The sequence below is a fragment of the Monashia sp. HAY1-5C genome (genome assembly GCF_056755255.1).
Genome location: NZ_JBPGXG010000103.1, coordinates 1 through 17,250 on the forward strand (window position 1 = coordinate 1; position 17,250 = coordinate 17,250).

Consider the following 17,250-nt stretch of genomic DNA (forward strand, 5'->3'; position numbering starts at 1 on the left):
ACGCCTTCCGCGGCGCGACGATCCGCAACATCCTCGAGTTCGAGAAGGACTACCCGGACGCGCGCACCATCCTCCTCGAGCAGAACTACCGCTCGACGCAGCGCATCCTGCGCGCCGCCAACGCCGTCATCGCCCGCAACGAGGGTCGGCGAGCGAAGAACCTGTGGACCGACTCCGGCGACGGCGCGATGATCGTCGGCTACGTCGCCGACAACGAGCACGACGAGGCGGCCTTCGTCGCCAAGCAGATCGACGACCTCGCCGACGCGGGGGTTCGCCCGGGCGACGTCGCCGTGTTCTACCGGACCAACGCGCAGAGCCGGGCCATCGAGGAGGTCCTCGTGCGAACCGGTCTGCCGTACAAGGTCGTCGGCGGCACCCGGTTCTACGAGCGGCGCGAGATCAAGGACGCCCTCGCCTACCTGCGCGTCGTGTCCAACCCGACCGACACGGTCAACCTGCGCCGCATCCTCAACGTGCCCAAGCGCGGCATCGGCGACCGCGCGGAGGCGTGCGTCGCGGCCCTCGCCGAGCGCGAGCGCGTCCCGTTCGTCGCGGCGCTCGGTCGCGCCGAGGACGCGCCGGGCATCGCCACCCGTTCGGTCGCGGCGATCAAGGGCTTCACCGAGATGCTCGAGCAGCTGCGCCTCGTCTATGAGAGCGGCGGCGGCATCGCCACGCTCCTCGAGGCGGTCCTCGACCAGAGCGGGTACCTGGCCGAGCTGCGCGCGAGCCACGACCCCCAGGACGAGACCCGCGTCGAGAACCTCGCCGAGCTCGTCGCCGTCGCCCAGGAGTACGACGAGCGCCGGGCCCGCGACTCGGCCGAGGCGGACGCCACGGGGGCACCTGCGTCGACGCCGGGGCAGCCCGACGCCGAGCCCGAGGACGTCGCGCCCGCGGGTGCGCTGGAGGAGTTCCTCGAGCAGGTCTCGCTCGTCGCCGACGCCGACGAGATCCCCGACGAGCCGGAGGCGCAGGCCCAGGGCGTCGTCACCCTCATGACGCTGCACACGGCCAAGGGCCTGGAGTTCCCCGTGGTCTTCCTCACCGGGATGGAGGACGGCACCTTCCCGCACCTGCGCGCCCTCGGCGACCCGAAGGAGCTCGAGGAGGAGCGCCGGCTCGCCTACGTCGGCATCACCCGGGCGCGAGAGCGGCTCTACCTGACGCGGGCCGCCGTGCGGTCGGCGTGGGGGGCACCGCAGTACAACCCGCCGTCGCGCTTCCTCGACGAGATCCCCGGAGACCTGCTCGACTGGCAGCGGCTCGGGCCCTCGTTCAGCGGCGCGAGTGGCGCCGACCGCCCCGCGGTCGCGACGCTCGCGGCCCGGCCCGGAGTCCGCAGCCCCGGCAAGCGACCGGTCATCTCGCTCAACGCCGGCGACCGGGTCAGCCACGACGCGTTCGGCCTTGGCACCGTCGTGCGGGTCGAGGGCGAGGGCGACAAGTCCATGGCCCACGTCGACTTCGGCACCGACACGGGCACCAAGCGTCTGCTGCTGCGCTACGCGCCGCTCGTCAAGCTCTGAGGAACGCCGGGCTCGAGGGGCGAACCCGCCGGATCAGCGACGAGGCCTGCCCCGCTCGGGTGGGCCTCGTCGCGCGTCGCCGTGGTGCCCGGCCCGGGCTCGGTGGGCTGGATCAGCGGCTCAGGTGTGGCTCGGCGTCTCCCGAGCTCTGCCGGGGTTGCTCGGGGTTGCTCGGGGTTCCTCGGGGTTCCTCGGGGTTCCTCGGGGTTCTTCGGGGTTCCTCGGGGGTCTGCAGAGGACCCGGGGTGTCAGAGGTAGACGCCGTGGTCGGCGAGCCAGGTGCGCGGGGCCACGGCCGCGCCGTCGCCCGGGTGGATCTCCAGGTGCACGTGAGGGCCGGTGGAGTTGCCCGTGGAGCCGCTGTAGGAGACGAGCTGGCCCGGCTCGACCTCGTCGCCGACGGCGACGACGAGGCGGCTGTTGTGGGCCATCCAGGACACGGTGCCGTCCCAGTAGCGGATCTTGACCATGTAGCCGTAGCCCTCGGTGGACCAGCCCGAGAAGACGACGGTGCCGCTCGAGAGGGCGTGGACCGGGGTGCCGGTGGGGACCGCGAGGTCCTGGGCCGGGTGCATCTTGCCCCAGCGCCAGCCGAAGCCGGAGGTCAGCGTGTAGCCCGCGACGGGGACCACCCAGCGGTGGGCGCGGGCGACGGCCCGGGCCTTGGCGGCCTCCGCCGCCTTGCGTGCTGCGGCGGCCCTGGCCTGCGTTCGGGCGCGCTCCGCGGCCGCGGCCTGGTCGGCGGCGTCCTGGGCGTCGGCCGCGGCCTGTTCGGCGGACGTCGTCGCGCTGGCGATGAGGGCGCTCGCGTCGCGCGCCATGTCGCGCGAGGAGCGCGCGCCCGCGCGTCCCGCGGCGGCCGCAGCCACGGCGTCCGGGTCGGCCGCGAGACCGAGTCCGGCCACGGAGTTCGACACGTTCTTCATCGCGGCGGCCTCTGGGCTCAGCTCCTGGGCGCCGGCCTGCCGGATGACCAGGCCCCCGGCGACGGTCGAGGACAGGATCGCGACGGGCACGACGAACTGTCGACCCCGGGACGACGTCGAGGGTGGCCGGTGCCGGCCGACGTAACTGCTGGTGGTGGGCACGAAGAGCTGACCTATCGGGATCCGGTTGCGGGCGCTCAGCGTAACGTGACCATTTCGTGATGTACAAAACGGTCTGAAGCGCGGAGCAGCCCGACGTCGCGGTGGAGGGTACGCGACTGGCCCGACCCTAGGGCATCCGCGGCGCCCGTGGCGGTTTCGCACCGCACGGGTTCGGCGCCCCGAACGCGTCGTCGGCGGCCGGGACCCGCCGGGTGCGCAGCGGGCTGACGCCGGGCGTCAGCGTCGCGCCCGTCGCGTCGAGGTGCGCCAGCGCCGTGGAGATGCCGTGCACGACGCTGCTCGTGATCGGGATGCTCATGTGGCCGACGCCGTGCAGGGCGATGTTGTGCACGTTGAGGTCAGGGTGGTGCAGGGCCGCGTTGCGCTGGGGCACGACCACCTGGTCGAGGTCGGACCAGTAGGCGATGAACCGGGTCTGGCACTCCGGGACCGGGCGCGCCAGCTCGGCGAGGAGCCGGCTGCCGGGGCGCAGCTGACGGGTCAGGCCGTTGTCCCACACGTAGGCCAGGTAGCTGCCTCGGTGCGGGGTCCCGAGCGTGACGAGCGTGTGCACGTGCGCGTCCCCGCCCAGACGCGTCACGTAGTAGCGGGCGATGAGCCCGCCCATCGAGTGGCCGATGACGTGGATGCGCTCGTACCCGGTCTCCTCGACGATCCGCTCGACCTCGGCGCCGAGGTCGGCGGCGGCGGCGCGGACGTCACCGGTGAACATGGAGTAGTTGATGGCATCGATCCGTCCGAAGCCGCGGCGCGCGAGCCCCCGGCGCAGGACGGTGAAGATCGAGCGGTTGTCGACCATGCCGTGCACGAGCAGGATCGGGGTGCCGGCCGCCTCGACGTCGCTGACGATGAGTCCCCGCTGGCTCGGCGGCAGGTGCCCGACGCGGTAGCCGTCGCGACGGTCCGACGCCCGGGGGCCGAGGTGCCCGAGCGGCCACAGCGCCAGGTGCAGGCCGATCCAGGTGGCCTCGAGCGCCGCCCCGGCCAGGCCGGTCGGCGTCAGGAGGGCAGCGGCGACGTCCCCGGCCGCGGAGAGGGCGCTCGTGGCGCCACCTGTCCGCCGGGCCGGGGCGGACTCGAGCCGCGACGTCGTCGTCACGCGTGCAGAGGCGCCCACGACGGTGACGTTACCCCGGGTAATGGGCGATGGCTCACTTTCGTGCTGCGGCCTCGGCGGGTCTGGTTAGAGTGCGGCCCATGAGCGAGACCCCCGGCGCCGTGACCTCCGACGTCATCCGAGTGGTCGTGGCCAAGCCGGGCCTCGACGGGCACGACCGCGGCGCCAAGGTGGTCGCCCGGGCCCTGCGCGACGCCGGCATGGAGGTCATCTACACCGGGCTGCACCAGACGCCCGAGCAGATCGTCGAGGCGGCCATCCAGGAGGACGCCGACGTCGTCGGCCTGTCGGTGCTCTCCGGTGCCCACCTGACGCTCTTCGCCCGGGTCGTCGAGCTTCTGCGCGAGCGCGACGCGAGCGACATCGTCGTCTTCGGCGGCGGGATCATCCCGGACGACGACATCCCCGAGCTCGAGCGGCTCGGCGTCGCCAAGGTGTTCACGCCCGGCGCGACGACGCACGAGATCGTCGACTGGGTGCACGCCAACGTCCACCCCGCCTGACGCGTCCGCCCCCCGCCGGGACCCCGCCTCCCCCTTCGCCCGATGGTTCGCGCGCTGCTGAACGAAGCGCGCGAAACCTGGTTTCAGCGCGCAAAATCTGGCGCGCCGGAACCCTGGATCGCGCGCTCGTGTCGATCCACACCCGGGTGACGGCCCTCGGCGTCGTCCACAGGCTCACACGATGCCGCGGCTCTGGTGCAGGCAGCACGGCACCGTGAGGGCATGGACCTGCTCGACATCGCCCATCGCGGCGTCTTCAAGGCGGCCGACGCCCTCGGGGCCGGCATCGACGGCCAACAGCTGACCCGGCTCCTCGCCCAGGGGGCCTGCACCCGACTCACCCACGGGTGGTACTCGCTCGGCCGGCCCCGCGACGACGTCGAACGGCATCGGCTGACTGCCTTCGCCCTCGCCACCCAGTACGCCGGCCGGGCGCTTCCGAGCCACCACACTGCGGTCCTGCTCGCCGGCCTTCCCGTCCATGGGGTGGGACTGGACGTCGTCCACCTCACGCGGCTGGGAAGCACTGGGCGCCAAGTCACCTCGGGCCAGTCCGGGCGGCGCACCGACCTCAGGCTGCATCGGTCGATGCCAGGCGTCGAGGCGGCACAGGCGGTGCGGCACGGTGACGGACCGGACCTCGTGCCGATCGAGCACGCGATCGTGGGAGCGGGGATCGTGGGGTCGCCGCTGACCGCCTTGGTGGCCGCAGACGCGGCGCTCTCACGCGGTCTCGTCACCGCGGCGGGTCTCGGCAGTGCTCTGTGCGACTTCCGTGAACGTCACGGCGTGGGGGTGGTCCGCGCCGTACTGCCGTTCGCGGACGGGCGGCACGAGTCACCGGCCGAGACCGTCACCGCCCACGTCCTACGGAGGCTCGGCTACGTCACGGAGCCCCAGTTCGCGGTCGCGACGGAGGGCAGGGTCTACCGGGCCGACCTCCGCATCGTGGGCACGCGGGTCCTGGTCGAGTTCGACGGCCGGGTGAAGTACCGCGAGGGCGACGTCACGACGCTCTTCGACGAGAAGCGCCGAGAGGACGCGCTGCGCAGAGCCGGTTGGGTCGTGGTGCGTCTGGTCTGGCAGGACCTTCGGTCGGCCGACGTGGTGCGTCAGCGCGTCGAGGCAGCACTCCGCCTCGCGACGCAGGTGGCCTGAGGCCGCCACGGACGGTCGGAGCGCGCGACCTCCTGTCGACGCGCGTGATGTTTCCCGCGCGCCAACCACGTTTCGCGCGCTCCAGACAGAAGCGCGCGAAACGTGCGAAGTGGGCCAGGGGTGGTGGGCAGGAGTGGGGTCGGGGTGCGGCCCGCCCGGCGACCGGGTCTGGCACCGAGCGATGTGATCTATGTCCGGTCGGCCGCACCCGATGACGTCGGCACTGGTCAGGGGCACTAGAGTCCGGGGGTCAGCCTTCTTTCGGTTGCGCCCTGGCGCGAGGACCGACCGCGTGCATGCGTGGGTGGCCCGGCAGACGCCTCCTCGGCGCAGTCGAGCACCCCATCGACGACGAGGACGGACCCCACCCGTGGATCTCTTCGAGTACCAAGCCCGCGACATGTTCGAAGCGCACGGAGTACCCGTGCTCGCAGGCGCCACCGCGACGACGCCGGAGGAGGCGCGCGCGGCCGCCGAGCGGATCGGCGAGGCGTCGGGCGGCGTCACCGTCGTCAAGGCGCAGGTCAAGACCGGTGGCCGCGGCAAGGCCGGCGGCGTCAAGGTCGCCAAGAGCGCGGACGAGGCCCGGGCGCACGCGGAGCAGATCCTCGGCATGGACATCAAGGGCCACACCGTCCACAAGGTCATGGTGGCCGCCGGGGCCCGCATCGCCGAGGAGTACTACTTCTCGATCCTGCTCGACCGCGCCAACCGCAGCTACCTCGCCATGTGCTCCAAGGAGGGCGGCATGGAGATCGAGCAGCTCGCCGTCGAGCGCCCGGAGGCGCTGGCCCGGATCGAGGTCGACCCCAATGTCGGCATCGACGCGGCCAAGGCGCAGGAGATCGTCGACGCGGCCGGCTTCGACGAGGCCGACAAGGCCACGATCGCCGGCGTCGTCCAGAAGCTGTGGGAGGTCTACCGCGACGAGGACGCGACGCTCGTCGAGGTCAACCCGCTCGTCAAGACCGAGGACGGCGCCATCATCGCCCTCGACGGCAAGGTGTCCCTCGACACCAACGCCGACTTCCGCCACCCGGACCACGCGGCGCTCGAGGACAAGTCGGCCACCGACCCGCTCGAGGCCGCGGCCAAGGAGAAGGACCTCAACTACGTCAAGCTCGACGGCTCCGTCGGCATCATCGGCAACGGTGCGGGCCTCGTCATGAGCACCCTCGACGTCGTCGCCTACGCCGGCGAGGAGTTCGGCGGCCAGAAGCCGGCGAACTTCCTCGACATCGGCGGCGGTGCCAGCGCCGAGGTCATGGCCAACGGCCTGCACATCATCCTGTCCGACCCGCAGGTCAAGAGCGTGTTCGTCAACGTCTTCGGCGGCATCACCGCCTGCGACGCCGTCGCCAACGGCATCGTCGGCGCGCTCGACGCGCTCGGCGACGAGGAGAACCGGCCGCTCGTCGTGCGCCTCGACGGCAACAACGTCGAGGAGGGCCGTCGCATCCTCCAGGAGCGCAACCACCCGCTGGTGACGATCGAGCCGACGATGGACGGCGCCGCACGCCGGGCCGCCGAGCTCGCCGCCAAGTAAGACCCGAGTCGACAGAAGAGAGAACGCGAACCATGGCCATCTTCCTCAACGCTGACTCGAAGGTCATCGTCCAGGGCATGACCGGCTCCGAGGGCATGAAGCACACGCAGCGCATGCTCAAGTCCGGCACGAACATCGTCGGCGGCGTCAACCCGCGCAAGGCCGGCACCACCGTCGACTTCGAGGGCGGCGTCAGCGTCCCCGTCTTCGGCTCGGTCGCCGACGCCGTCGCCCAGACCGGCGCCAACGTCAGCGTCATCTTCGTCCCGGCCGCCTTCACCAAGGCCGCCGCCGTCGAGGCCGTCGACGCGGAGGTGCCCCTCGTCGTCGTCATCACCGAGGGCGTCGCCGTCAAGGACACCGCCGAGTTCTACAACTACGCCAAGGCCAAGGGCACGACGCGCATCGTCGGCCCGAACTGCCCGGGCCTCATCACGCCGGGCATCAGCAACGCCGGCATCATCCCCGCCGACATCTCGGGCGGCGGCCGCATCGGCCTGGTCAGCAAGTCGGGCACGCTGACGTACCAGATGATGTACGAGCTGCGTGACTTCGGCTTCAGCTCGGCCGTCGGCATCGGTGGCGACCCGATCATCGGCACGACGCACATCGACTGCCTCGAGGCCTTCCAGAACGACCCCGACACCGACGCGATCGTCATGATCGGCGAGATCGGTGGCGACGCCGAGGAGCGCGCGGCCGCCTACATCAAGGAGCACGTGACCAAGCCCGTCGTCGGCTACGTCGCCGGCTTCACCGCACCCGAAGGCAAGACGATGGGCCACGCGGGCGCCATCGTGTCCGGCTCGTCCGGAACCGCGCAGGCCAAGAAGGAGGCCCTCGAGGCCGCCGGCGTCAAGGTCGGCAAGACGCCGAGCGAGACCGCGCAGCTGATGCGCGAGATCATGCAGGAGCTCGCCGGCTGACGGCCGCGCCGGCAACCGGCAACGTCGTGCGGGCGGTCACCCACAGGGTGGCCGCCCGTCGGCGTCCGGCCCGAGCGGGGCCCGGGTGCGGCCCGTGCGAGCTCATCCGTGCTGGGCCGAGTTCAGCAGTGTCCGGCGTGGGGGCTCGCCCGGGCGGGGACGAGCGTCGACGATGGACGCGACCGAACGCCGGCCCGTCAGGAGTGAGTTCCGTGCCCGCCTCGACCGCCACCCCGTCGTCCGCCGTCCCGGCGGCCCTGCGCGCCGGCCTGCTCGCCGCCGTGGGCACCTGGTCGGTCGTCGGCCTGCCGGCCCTCGTCGGCTGGGTCGCGGCGCCGGAGAGCTCCGTCGGGTGGTTCTCGGCGGTGTCGGTGGGCAGCGCCGTCTGGTTCCTCGGCCACGGCCAGTCGGTCGGCACGACCGGAGGCGTGACCCTGTCGGTGACGCCGCTGCTGCTCCTGCTCGTCTTCGTCCACGTCGCCTTCCGGTTCGCCCGGCGCCTCGCCGGCACCCAGCGGCTGCGCGTCGGGACCGACGCCTGGAGCCAGGTCGCACGCTGGGGTGTCGTACCCGGGTTCGTCGTCGGCTACGGCGCCGGCTCGGCGGTCTTCGCTCTGTTCACCCTCGGCGGTCCCGCGACTCCGGGCGCGGCGGCGGTCCTCGGCTCGCTGCTCGTGCCGCTCGCGGCCCTCGGGTTCGTGCTCCTGCGTCCCGACGACGAGGCTGCACCGGCGTTCGTCAAGGCCTGGTTCCGACGCGGCCCGACGTGGCTGCCGATGGTGTGGCGCTCCGGGTGGCGCGGTGTCGGCACGCTGCTCGCCGTCGGCGCGGCGCTCGTCGTGCTGCGGCTCGTCGTGGCCTGGAGCGAGGTGATGGCGGTCCAGGCCGAGTACGGCGCCAACGCGGGAGCCGCGGTCGTCCTGGGCCTGGCGCAGGTCGCGCTGCTCGGCAACGCGGCGACGTGGGCACTGGGCTTCCTCGCCGGGCCGGGCTTCCAGCTCGCGCTCGGCTCGAGCGTCACGCCCGGCGCCGCGCAGCCGGGGCTCCTGCCGCTCGTGCCGGTCCTGGGCGCCCTGCCCCGCGCGGCCGACTATCCGGCGGCGACGTACCTCGTCCTCCTCGTGCCCGTGGCCGTCGGTGCGGTCCAGGCCCGACGCGTCGACCGGGAGCTCGAGTTCTTCGGCAACGTCCGCGCCCGGCTGTCGGCGACCGTCGTGGCGTCCCTGCTTCCGGTCGCCGTCGTCGTGGCCCTGACGGCGCTCGCCAACGGCTCGGTGGGCGTGGACCGGCTCTCCCGCGTGGGGGTCCCGCTCGCGCCGTTCGCCGGCTTCCTCGCTGCGGAGGTCCTCGCCGGGGCGCTGCTGTGGCTCGCCGGGCTGCTCGTGCGCGAGCGGCGCTCGGATGCCTCGGGCGCCCCGGGTGCCTCCGACGCGTCCGACGCCTCCGACGCGTCCGGTCGGTCGGAGGCAGGTCAGTCGGAGGCGGCGGGTCCCGATGCCGGCGGCGGAACCGCCACGAACGCGGACACCGGCACGAGCACTCCCACGGACACCGACCCGGCCGGCACCGGGCGGGTCAGCCGGAGATGAACCCGAGCGGGCTCACGTCCCGGAGCTGCTCGCACTGTCCGCGCGCCACCGACGTCTGGGCGCCGGCGACGCACTCCTCGTAGCGGCTCACCGGTCCGTACATCAGGGCCTGCAGCAGCAGCGAGATGACCGGCAGGGTCAGCACGGCGAGGGAGACGGCGGCCCAGAGCTTCTCGCGACCCGGCCGCGGCGTCAGGAAGCGCAGCAGCCGCACGGCCAGGACCATCGCGATGACGAGCGGCAGCAGTGCGACGAACCGTTGCGGCAGCGGCAGGTACATCCCGGCGATCCCGACGAGCGCGAAGAGCGGGACGGGCAACGAGTAGCGCGCCTTCTCCCGGGCGTAGGCGATCTCGGCCTCGCGCTGCGGGTCCCGGGGCGACTGGCTCATACGTCCCATCCTCACGCATGCCCGGGGCCGGAGCAGCACGGGCCCGGTCGGTCGTCGCGCTCCGCCGGTCGCGCTGCCGGCGCCGGGCGTCGGGAAGCGGACGGGTGTGCCGTCGCTAGACTCCGGGCCGTGACGACCGAGGCCTCCGCCAGCCAGCCCGTCGCCGACGGGTCGCCCGCACCACAGGGTCGCGCGACCAGGCCGGTCGACGTCGTCGTCCTCGTCTCGGGTTCCGGGACGCTGCTCCAGGCGCTCCTCGACGCCTCGCGCGACCCGGCCCTCGGCGTCCGGGTGGCCCTGGTCCTCGCCGACCGGCCGTGCGCCGGGCTCGAACGGGCCGAGCGGGCAGGCGTCCCGACGGCTCTCGTCCGTCCGGGTGACCACCCGGACCGGGCGGCCTGGGACGCCGCGCTCGCCGCCCGGATCGCCGAGGCGTCCCCGGCGTTCGCCGTCAGCGCCGGGTTCATGCGGATCCTGGGCCCCGAGGTCCTCGCCGCGGTCACCGTCGTCAACACGCACCCCGCGTTGCTGCCGAGCTTCCCCGGCGTCCACTCCTCCTCCGACGCCCTGGCCTCCGGGTCCAGGGTGACGGGCACGCCGTCCCACTTCTTCGCCGCTGGCGTCGACACCGGGCCGATCATCGAGCAGCGCGTCGTCGGGGTCGAGGACGGCGACACGGAGGAGACGCTGCACGAGCGGATCAAGGTGCAGGAGCGCGCGATGCTCGTCGACGTCGTCGGGCGGATGGCACGGAACGGGTTCACGGTGCAGGGGCGCCGGGTCCGCATCGGCTGAGGCGGTGACCCTCCGGCGTCGAAGCTGGCGCACGGGTCGCACGGGTCGCACGGGTCGCATGGGTCGCATGCGTCGCCGAATTTTCGCCGGTGCGGCAGGGGCCGCTACGCTGGCCGTACACGACTGGCGCAGGTGGGGAACCACCAGGGAGTGACCGTCGGAGCATCGCCCGCCTGGGTGCTCCCGCTGACCGACACCGCCACCCACCGCCAGGAGCATCGATGTCCGACGGCCGCCGCCCCATCTCGCGCGCTCTCATCTCCGTCTACGACAAGACCGGTCTCGAGGACCTCGCCCGAGCGCTCGACGCGGCCGGGGTGTCCATCGTCTCGACCGGCTCGACCGCCAGGACCATCGCCGGGCTCGGCATCGCCGTCACGCCGGTCGAGGAGCTGACCGGCTTCCCGGAGTGCCTCGAGGGCCGCGTCAAGACGCTGCACCCGAAGGTCCATGCCGGCATCCTCGCCGACACGCGCAAGCCCGAGCACCTCGAGCAGCTGGCCGACCTCGGCGTCGAGGCGTTCGAGCTGGTCGTCGTCAACCTCTACCCGTTCCGCGAGACGGTCGCCTCCGGCGCGACGCCGGACGAGTGCATCGAGCAGATCGACATCGGCGGCCCCTCGATGGTGCGCGCCGCGGCCAAGAACCACCCGAGCGTCGCCATCGTCACGAGCCCGGCCCTGTACGGCGCGGTGCAGGAGTCGCTCGACGCCGGTGGCTTCACGCTCGAGCAGCGCAAGCGCCTCGCGGCCGAGGCGTTCGTGCACACGGCCTCCTACGACAACGCGGTCGCCAACTGGATGGGCAACGCCTACGCCGACACCTCCGACGGCACCGGCTTCCCGGCCTGGACCAGCGCGACCTTCGACCGCCACGCAGCCCTGCGCTACGGCGAGAACCCGCACCAGCGCGCCGCGCTCTACACCCACTGGCGCCCCGGCGTCGCGTCGGCCGAGCAGCTGCACGGCAAGGAGATGTCGTACAACAACTACGTCGACACCGACGCGGCAGTGCGGGCCGCCCACGACCAGGGCGACCAGCCGACCGTGGCGATCATCAAGCACGCCAACCCGTGCGGCATCGCCGTGGGCGCCACCATCGAGCAGGCCTACGAGCGGGCCCACGCCACGGACCCGGTCAGTGCGTACGGCGGCATCATCGCGGCCAACCGCACCGTGACCGCGGCGATGGCCACGGCCGCCAAGCCGGTCTTCACCGAGGTCATCATCGCGCCGGACTACGAGCCCGAGGCGCTCGAGATCCTGACGGCGAAGAAGAACCTGCGGGTCCTGCGCCTCCCGGCGGACCTCGCGCGCTTCGCCGACCCCATCGAGACCCGGCCCATCAGCGGCGGCCTCCTCGTGCAGACCGTCGACAGGGTCGACGCGGTCGTGCGCGGTGACGACGACGCCGTGACCGGGGGCGACGATGCGGCGAACTGGCGCCTCGTGTCGGGCGAGGCCGCCGATGCCGCGACGCTGGCCGACCTGCAGTTCGCGTGGCGGGCGGTGCGCGCGGTCAAGTCGAACGCGATCCTGCTCGCCAAGGACGGCGCCGCGGTCGGCGTCGGGATGGGCCAGGTCAACCGCGTCGACTCCTGCTACCTCGCGGTGCGCCGCGCCGGCGAGGAGCGGGCGCGCGGCTCCGTCGCGGCGTCGGACGCGTTCTTCCCCTTCGCCGACGGGCTGCAGATCCTGCTCGATGCCGGGGTCCGCGCGGTCGTCGCGCCGGGCGGGTCGATCCGCGACGAGGAGGTCGTCGCCGCGGCCGAGGCCGCCGGCGTGACGATGTACTTCACCGGCACCCGCCACTTCGCCCACTGACCTTCGACCCGCAACACACCGAGCAGTCGCCAACGGCCGCGGGAGTACCCCGCGCGGGTTGGCGACTGCTCGGTGTGTTGCGTCGTCGGATGGTCAGCGGGTCCAGCGGTAGCCGGTGGGCGGGTCCTCGCCGAGGTCGACGATCGCCGCGACCGGGCCACCGCCGTCGGGTCCCTGGTGGGCGGCGGACACCGACACGAACACGGCGGGGTCGCCGGTGACCGACGCCGTCACCCCGCCGACCGCCGACTTGATCTGACGGTGCCAGTGCACGTCGGAGTCGTCGAGCATCGCGTTGCGGCGCCCGTGCACCTGGCCGTCCTGGCTCACCTCGCACTTGAGGAAGACGTTGACGAGACGACCCTGCAGGTCGGTCCAGTGCGGGCGCTCGGGCAGGTCGAGGCCGGCATCCTTGATCGCCGCCCAGATGCCGTCGGCGTCGAGGGCGTCCTGCATGACGGAGTGCCCGATGCGGTACCGGCCACCGACACCGCGCGCGTTGCCGACGACGACGACCTGTGCCTGGTCCAGCTCGACGCCCGAGCTGCACGAGGCCACGGACGAGAACAGCGACCGGTCGTGCATGACGTCGGCGTCGGTCGGCATCTCGATCTCGCCGAGGGCCACGGCGATGCCGAGGGCCGTCGTGCCGTTGGACAGGTCCATCGACTCGTGGGTGTGCTCGGTCCAGACCCCGTGGCCGCGCTCCTTGGCGTCGCGGATCGTGTGGATCGTGAGCAGCGGGGTCTTCGTCTGCACGTAGTGGACGTCGGCGGGGTCGGTGATGCCGGCACGCTCCATGGCGACCTTCACGGCGTCGGCGACCTTCGACACCATGGCGACGTAGCCGATCTCCTCCGGCTTGATCGGCTCGCTCATGGCGAACCCGACGGTGAGCCGCAGGTCGTCGGAGGCCTCGGCCTGCTCGGCCGGGACGGTCGCGAAGATCGTCGCGTGCGGGCTGATGACGCCGTCGGTGCCCCCGGACCACACGATCGGGACCTGCCTGACCTGGTCGGCCGGGGCGCCCTTGGCGACGAGCACCTCGCGGAAGGCCCGGTCGGCGATGATGCGCGTGTAGTCGTTCACGCCGCCGTTGCCCTCGGTCTTGCCGATGATGGCGACGACTCGGCTCGCCTCCATGACGCCGTCGTCGATGAGTGCGGCGAGCTCGGACGCGTCCGCGACGGAGTGGATCGGGACCTTGCGCACCTCGATGGCTTCAGGCACGGGGAATCACCTTTCTTCTCAATGGTTCTCGACGACGGTTCCGAACCGGCCCTCGACGGCGTCGGTGATCCGTGCGAGGTCGGTGATGACGCAGCGGCGGCCGCCGCTGCGGACGAAGCGCAGCGCGGCCTCGACCTTCGGCCCCATCGAGCCGGACGCGAAGTGCCCGGCCTCGGCGTACGCGGTGAGCTCCGCGGGCGTGACGCGTCCGATGGGGCGGGCGTCGCGCGTGCCCCAGCCGGCGACGGCGTGGTCGACGTCGGTGGCGATGACGAGGACCTGCGCGTCGAGGGCGTGGGCGAGCAGCGCCGCCGTGAGGTCCTTGTCGATGACCGCCTCGACGCCGCGGACGCGGCCGTCACCGCCGCGCACGACGGGGATGCCGCCTCCACCGGCCGCGACGACGACGTAGCCGGCGTCGAGGAGCGTGGCCACCGCTGGGGTCTCGAGCACCTCGAGCGGTTCGGGGGAGGCGACGACGCGCCGCCAGCCGCGCTCGCCGCGGTCCTCCCACGTCTCGCCGTGGTCGATGAGCGTCCGGGCCTGCTCACGTGGCAGGTAGCGCCCGACCGGCTTGGTCGGGCGCGCGAAGCCCGGGTCGCCGGCGTCGACGCGGGTGCGGGTGACAAGCGCCGCGACCGGCCGGTCGACGCCGCGGACGGCGAGCGAGGCCTCGAGCGTGTCGAGGACCGTGAAGCCGATGGTGCCTTGCGTCTGCGCCCCGCACCAGTCGAGGGGGACCGGCGGCACGACGTGGGCCGCGAGCGCGTTCTTGACGAGGAGGTTGCCGACCTGCGGCCCGTTGCCGTGGGTGATGACGACCTCGACTCCGCGGGCCACGAGGTCGGCCACGTGCTCCATCGCTGCCGCGATGGCCGAACGCTGGGCGTGCGGCGTGGCACTGCCGTCGGGCCCGGTCATCGCGTTCCCGCCGAGCGCGACGACGACCCGCAGCCGTGCGGCGCCGGCCGAGTCGCCCGGCCCGGCCGCGGCGGCTTCGGGCGGCGTCGGCTCCTCCATGCGGCGAGCCTAGGAGCGGGGGCCCGGGCACGCCTTGGCACGTCCTGCCAGAGGCACGCGTGCGGATTGGCACATCTGTGCCGTGCAAGGGGGCGGTCGCGGACCGCTCCGGCGCCTCCCACCGCGCGGGGTGGGCCGTGCCACGGCTGGGTCAGCGGCGATACAGTTTCGGGTAAAGGGGCAGTACCGGGCCGCCCCTCCGGCCCGGTGGGAAGGGGTCGCACATCGTGGGCGTCGGAGTCCTGCTCGCCGTTCTCGGCGCGATCCTCACCTTCGCCATCCGCGCGAACACGTCGGTCGTCAACCTGCCCGTCGTCGGGATCATCCTCATGATCGCCGGCGGGGGCCTCATCTGGCACGGCAGCAAGGGCACGCGCCGCAAGAGGATCGTGACGCGCGAGGAGCGCCCGGGCGGCTCGACGCTGCCGACGAGTACCGTGCGCCAGACGATCGAGGAGCGCGACGTCGACTAGGTGATGCGCGGTCGCCGGCGACGGACGCCGGCGTCAGAGCCAGTCGACGTCGGCCGCGGACCGTCCCGCGGCGAGCCGCGCGTAGCCGGGTCCGCGGTCGAAGAACGGCTCCGCGCCGCGGTCGGCGCGCCGCTGCTCGCGCAGGGCGTCGGACCCCGCGACGTCGACGACCGGATGGTCGCGGTCACCGGAGGCGACGACCCCGTAGTCGCGCAGGGCGCCCTCGAAGGAGACCTTGCCCCAGCGCAGGTCGCGCTCGACCTCGTCGTACGGCCGCTCGAGCGGGTCACCCCAACCGCCGCCACCGGTCGTGCGGATGCGGATGACCTGGCCGGCGCGGACCGGCTCGGCGTCGGCCAGGGCGTCGACGGTGCGCTCCTCGGGGCCGCCGAGGTCGACCGTCACCTCGAAGGGCCGGCCGGCCCGGCCGCCCTTGACCCCCCAGCAGGCGAGGATCGAGCGGTCCGCGATGGACATGAAGTGCGCGTCCTCGAGCATCCGGATGTGCTTCTCGTAGCCGAGGCCGCCGCGATGCCGGCCGGCGCCGCCCGAGTCGACCGCGAGGCCGAGCCGCTCCACGACGAAGGGGAACCGGCTCTCGGTGAACTCGGTGGGCAGGTTGCGGCTGTCGGGCACGACGTGGATCGTGTCCTCGCCGTCGGCGTAGTAGCGGCCGCCCGAGCCGCCGCCGAGCACCTCGCGCATGAGGTAGTCGTTGCCGTCGCGGTCCTTGCCGTACACGCCGGTGTAGCGGATCGTCTCCTGGTCGGCCGGCATCCGGCCGTCGACGGCCTTGGCGACCGCGCCGGCAAGGACGCCGAGCAGGCGCAGGATGACGAAGGTGCGGGCGTTCGTGGGGGCCGGGTAGATCGGCGTCAGCAGCGTCCCCTTGTCGGGGAAGCGCATCTCGATGAGGGGCACGACGCCCTCGTTGACGTCGAGCTCGGCCATCCGCTCGGGGGTGTCGGCGAGGTTGCGCAGGATCGGCGCCAGCCACTTCTTGAGGAAGTTGCCGCCGACGTAGTCGCCGCAGTGGTTGATCGGACCCTTGGCCTGCGGACCCGTGCCGGTGAAGTCGATGACGAGCCGTGGGCCGCCTTCGGGGTAGAGGTCGGAGCGGCCGGGGCCGCCCGTGGACTCCTTCGTCAGGGTGATCCGCTGCGTGTGGAGCATCGGCTCGTCGACGCCGTCGTGCTCGGCGTAGTCCTCCCAGACGTACGTGCCGTCGGGGATCTTGCCGAGGATCTCGCGGCGGTACGTCTCGGTCGTCCTGTCGAGGATGGCGTCGAACGCGGCCTCGATGCTGTCGCGGCCGTACCGCTGGAACAGCTCGGCCAGCCGGCGTGCGCCCATGAGGCAGGCCGAGCACTCGGCGTCGAGGTCGGCGGCGAGGCTGTCGGGCATCCGGCTGTTCCGGGTCATGATGCGCAGGGCTGCGTGGTTGGGGACGCCCTTGTCCCACAGCCTGATCGGCGGGACGGACAGGCCCTCCTCGAATACGGTCCGGGCGTTGCTCGGCATCGACCCGGGGACCGCCCCGCCGATGTCGTCGTGGTGGCCGAACGCCTGGACGAACGCGACGACGTCGCCGCCGGAGAAGACCGGGACCGTGACGCAGAGGTCGGGCAGGTGGCCGATGCCGCCCTCGGACTCGTAGACGTCGTTGTGGAAGAAGACGTCGCCCTCGCTCATCTGCTCGATCGGGAAGTCGCGGACGACCGGGTGGACGAGGGCGCTGTACGAGCGGCCGGTCAGCTTGCGCAGCTGCCGGTCGTGGATGCCCGCGCGGAAGTCGTGGGCGTCACGGATCATCGGGCTGCGGCTCGTGCGCGCGATCGCGGTCTCGACCTCCAGCTCGACGCTGGCCAGCGTGCCCTCGACGATCTCGACGAGGATCGGGTCGACGCTCGTGCCCTCCGGCGTCAACCGGTTGCCGTGCTCGTACGCCGTGGGCAGCCCCGCGGGGTTGACCGGGGCCGGTGACGCGTCGCTGGGGGAGCCCTGTCTCTTATACACATCTGACGCTGCCGACGACGGA

Annotated in this window: 15 protein-coding genes and 1 riboswitch; of the genes, 9 read left to right on the forward strand and 6 right to left on the reverse strand. The window is 72.8% G+C overall.

What is annotated here, in order from left to right; translation table 11 throughout:
• On the forward strand, positions 1-1,532 hold a 1,532-nt coding region (locus ACR9ZK_RS15245; RefSeq protein WP_481342796.1), incomplete at its 5' end, for a 3'-5' exonuclease.
• A 248-nt stretch (positions 1,533-1,780) separates the two neighbouring features.
• Here ACR9ZK_RS15245 and ACR9ZK_RS15250 read toward each other — a convergent pair.
• Both ACR9ZK_RS15250 and ACR9ZK_RS15255 read right to left on the reverse strand, forming a co-directional pair.
• On the reverse strand, positions 1,781-2,620 hold the full coding sequence (locus ACR9ZK_RS15250; RefSeq protein ID WP_481342797.1) for a M23 family metallopeptidase: 840 nt from the start codon (positions 2,618-2,620) through the stop codon (positions 1,781-1,783).
• A gap of 127 nt (positions 2,621-2,747) precedes the next feature.
• Positions 2,748-3,758 (reverse strand): lipase family alpha/beta hydrolase, encoded by a 1,011-nt coding sequence (locus ACR9ZK_RS15255; protein ID WP_481342798.1) that lies wholly within the window; start codon positions 3,756-3,758, stop codon positions 2,748-2,750.
• A gap of 80 nt (positions 3,759-3,838) precedes the next feature.
• On the opposite strand from ACR9ZK_RS15255, the gene icmB reads away from it, so the two are divergent.
• From icmB to ACR9ZK_RS15280, 5 genes are all read left to right on the forward strand, one after another.
• Entirely contained in the window at positions 3,839-4,261 is a 423-nt protein-coding gene (gene icmB / locus ACR9ZK_RS15260; protein WP_481342799.1) for a coenzyme B12-dependent isobutyryl CoA mutase small subunit, read from the forward strand.
• 222 nt (positions 4,262-4,483) lie between these two features.
• Complete coding sequence (locus ACR9ZK_RS15265) at positions 4,484-5,419, forward strand: hypothetical protein (protein WP_481342800.1); 936 nt, start codon at positions 4,484-4,486, stop codon at positions 5,417-5,419.
• 370 nt (positions 5,420-5,789) lie between these two features.
• Complete coding sequence (sucC, locus tag ACR9ZK_RS15270) at positions 5,790-6,965, forward strand: ADP-forming succinate--CoA ligase subunit beta (RefSeq protein ID WP_481342801.1); 1,176 nt, start codon at positions 5,790-5,792, stop codon at positions 6,963-6,965.
• Positions 6,966-6,997: 32 nt separating this feature from the next.
• The gene (sucD, locus tag ACR9ZK_RS15275) at positions 6,998-7,891 is read left to right on the forward strand and encodes a succinate--CoA ligase subunit alpha (RefSeq protein WP_481342802.1); all 894 of its coding nucleotides are present in this window, start codon (positions 6,998-7,000) and stop codon (positions 7,889-7,891) included.
• A gap of 212 nt (positions 7,892-8,103) precedes the next feature.
• The gene (locus ACR9ZK_RS15280) at positions 8,104-9,480 is read left to right on the forward strand and encodes a cell division protein PerM (protein WP_481342803.1); all 1,377 of its coding nucleotides are present in this window, start codon (positions 8,104-8,106) and stop codon (positions 9,478-9,480) included.
• Here ACR9ZK_RS15280 and ACR9ZK_RS15285 read toward each other — a convergent pair.
• Positions 9,467-9,871 (reverse strand): hypothetical protein, encoded by a 405-nt coding sequence (locus ACR9ZK_RS15285; RefSeq protein WP_481342804.1) that lies wholly within the window; start codon positions 9,869-9,871, stop codon positions 9,467-9,469. The genes ACR9ZK_RS15280 and ACR9ZK_RS15285 overlap by 14 nt on opposite strands.
• Before the next feature lie 129 nt (positions 9,872-10,000).
• Here ACR9ZK_RS15285 and purN point away from each other — a divergent pair, with 129 nt between their 5' ends.
• Both purN and purH read left to right on the forward strand, forming a co-directional pair.
• Complete coding sequence (gene purN, locus ACR9ZK_RS15290) at positions 10,001-10,666, forward strand: phosphoribosylglycinamide formyltransferase (protein WP_481342805.1); 666 nt, start codon at positions 10,001-10,003, stop codon at positions 10,664-10,666.
• Positions 10,667-10,775: 109 nt separating this feature from the next.
• Positions 10,776-10,852: riboswitch (ZMP/ZTP riboswitch) on the forward strand.
• A 35-nt stretch (positions 10,853-10,887) separates the two neighbouring features.
• Positions 10,888-12,489 (forward strand): bifunctional phosphoribosylaminoimidazolecarboxamide formyltransferase/IMP cyclohydrolase, encoded by a 1,602-nt coding sequence (gene purH / locus ACR9ZK_RS15295; protein WP_481342806.1) that lies wholly within the window; start codon positions 10,888-10,890, stop codon positions 12,487-12,489.
• 93 nt (positions 12,490-12,582) lie between these two features.
• On the opposite strand, the gene bar is transcribed toward purH, so the two are convergent.
• Both bar and ACR9ZK_RS15305 read right to left on the reverse strand, forming a co-directional pair.
• Entirely contained in the window at positions 12,583-13,719 is a 1,137-nt protein-coding gene (gene bar / locus ACR9ZK_RS15300; protein WP_481342807.1) for a barbiturase, read from the reverse strand.
• An 18-nt stretch (positions 13,720-13,737) separates the two neighbouring features.
• Positions 13,738-14,739, reverse strand: coding sequence for a carbamate kinase (locus ACR9ZK_RS15305; RefSeq protein ID WP_481342808.1), 1,002 nt, complete (start codon positions 14,737-14,739; stop codon positions 13,738-13,740).
• A gap of 227 nt (positions 14,740-14,966) precedes the next feature.
• Here ACR9ZK_RS15305 and ACR9ZK_RS15310 point away from each other — a divergent pair, with 227 nt between their 5' ends.
• A complete protein-coding gene (locus ACR9ZK_RS15310) occupies positions 14,967-15,212 on the forward strand; it encodes a hypothetical protein (protein ID WP_481342809.1) in 246 nt (81 codons plus the stop codon).
• Positions 15,213-15,245: 33 nt separating this feature from the next.
• Here the strand turns inward: ACR9ZK_RS15310 and ACR9ZK_RS15315 are convergent, their stop codons facing one another.
• Positions 15,246-17,228, reverse strand: coding sequence for a hydantoinase B/oxoprolinase family protein (locus ACR9ZK_RS15315; protein WP_481342810.1), 1,983 nt, complete (start codon positions 17,226-17,228; stop codon positions 15,246-15,248).
• Positions 17,229-17,250: the final 22 nt, after the last annotated feature.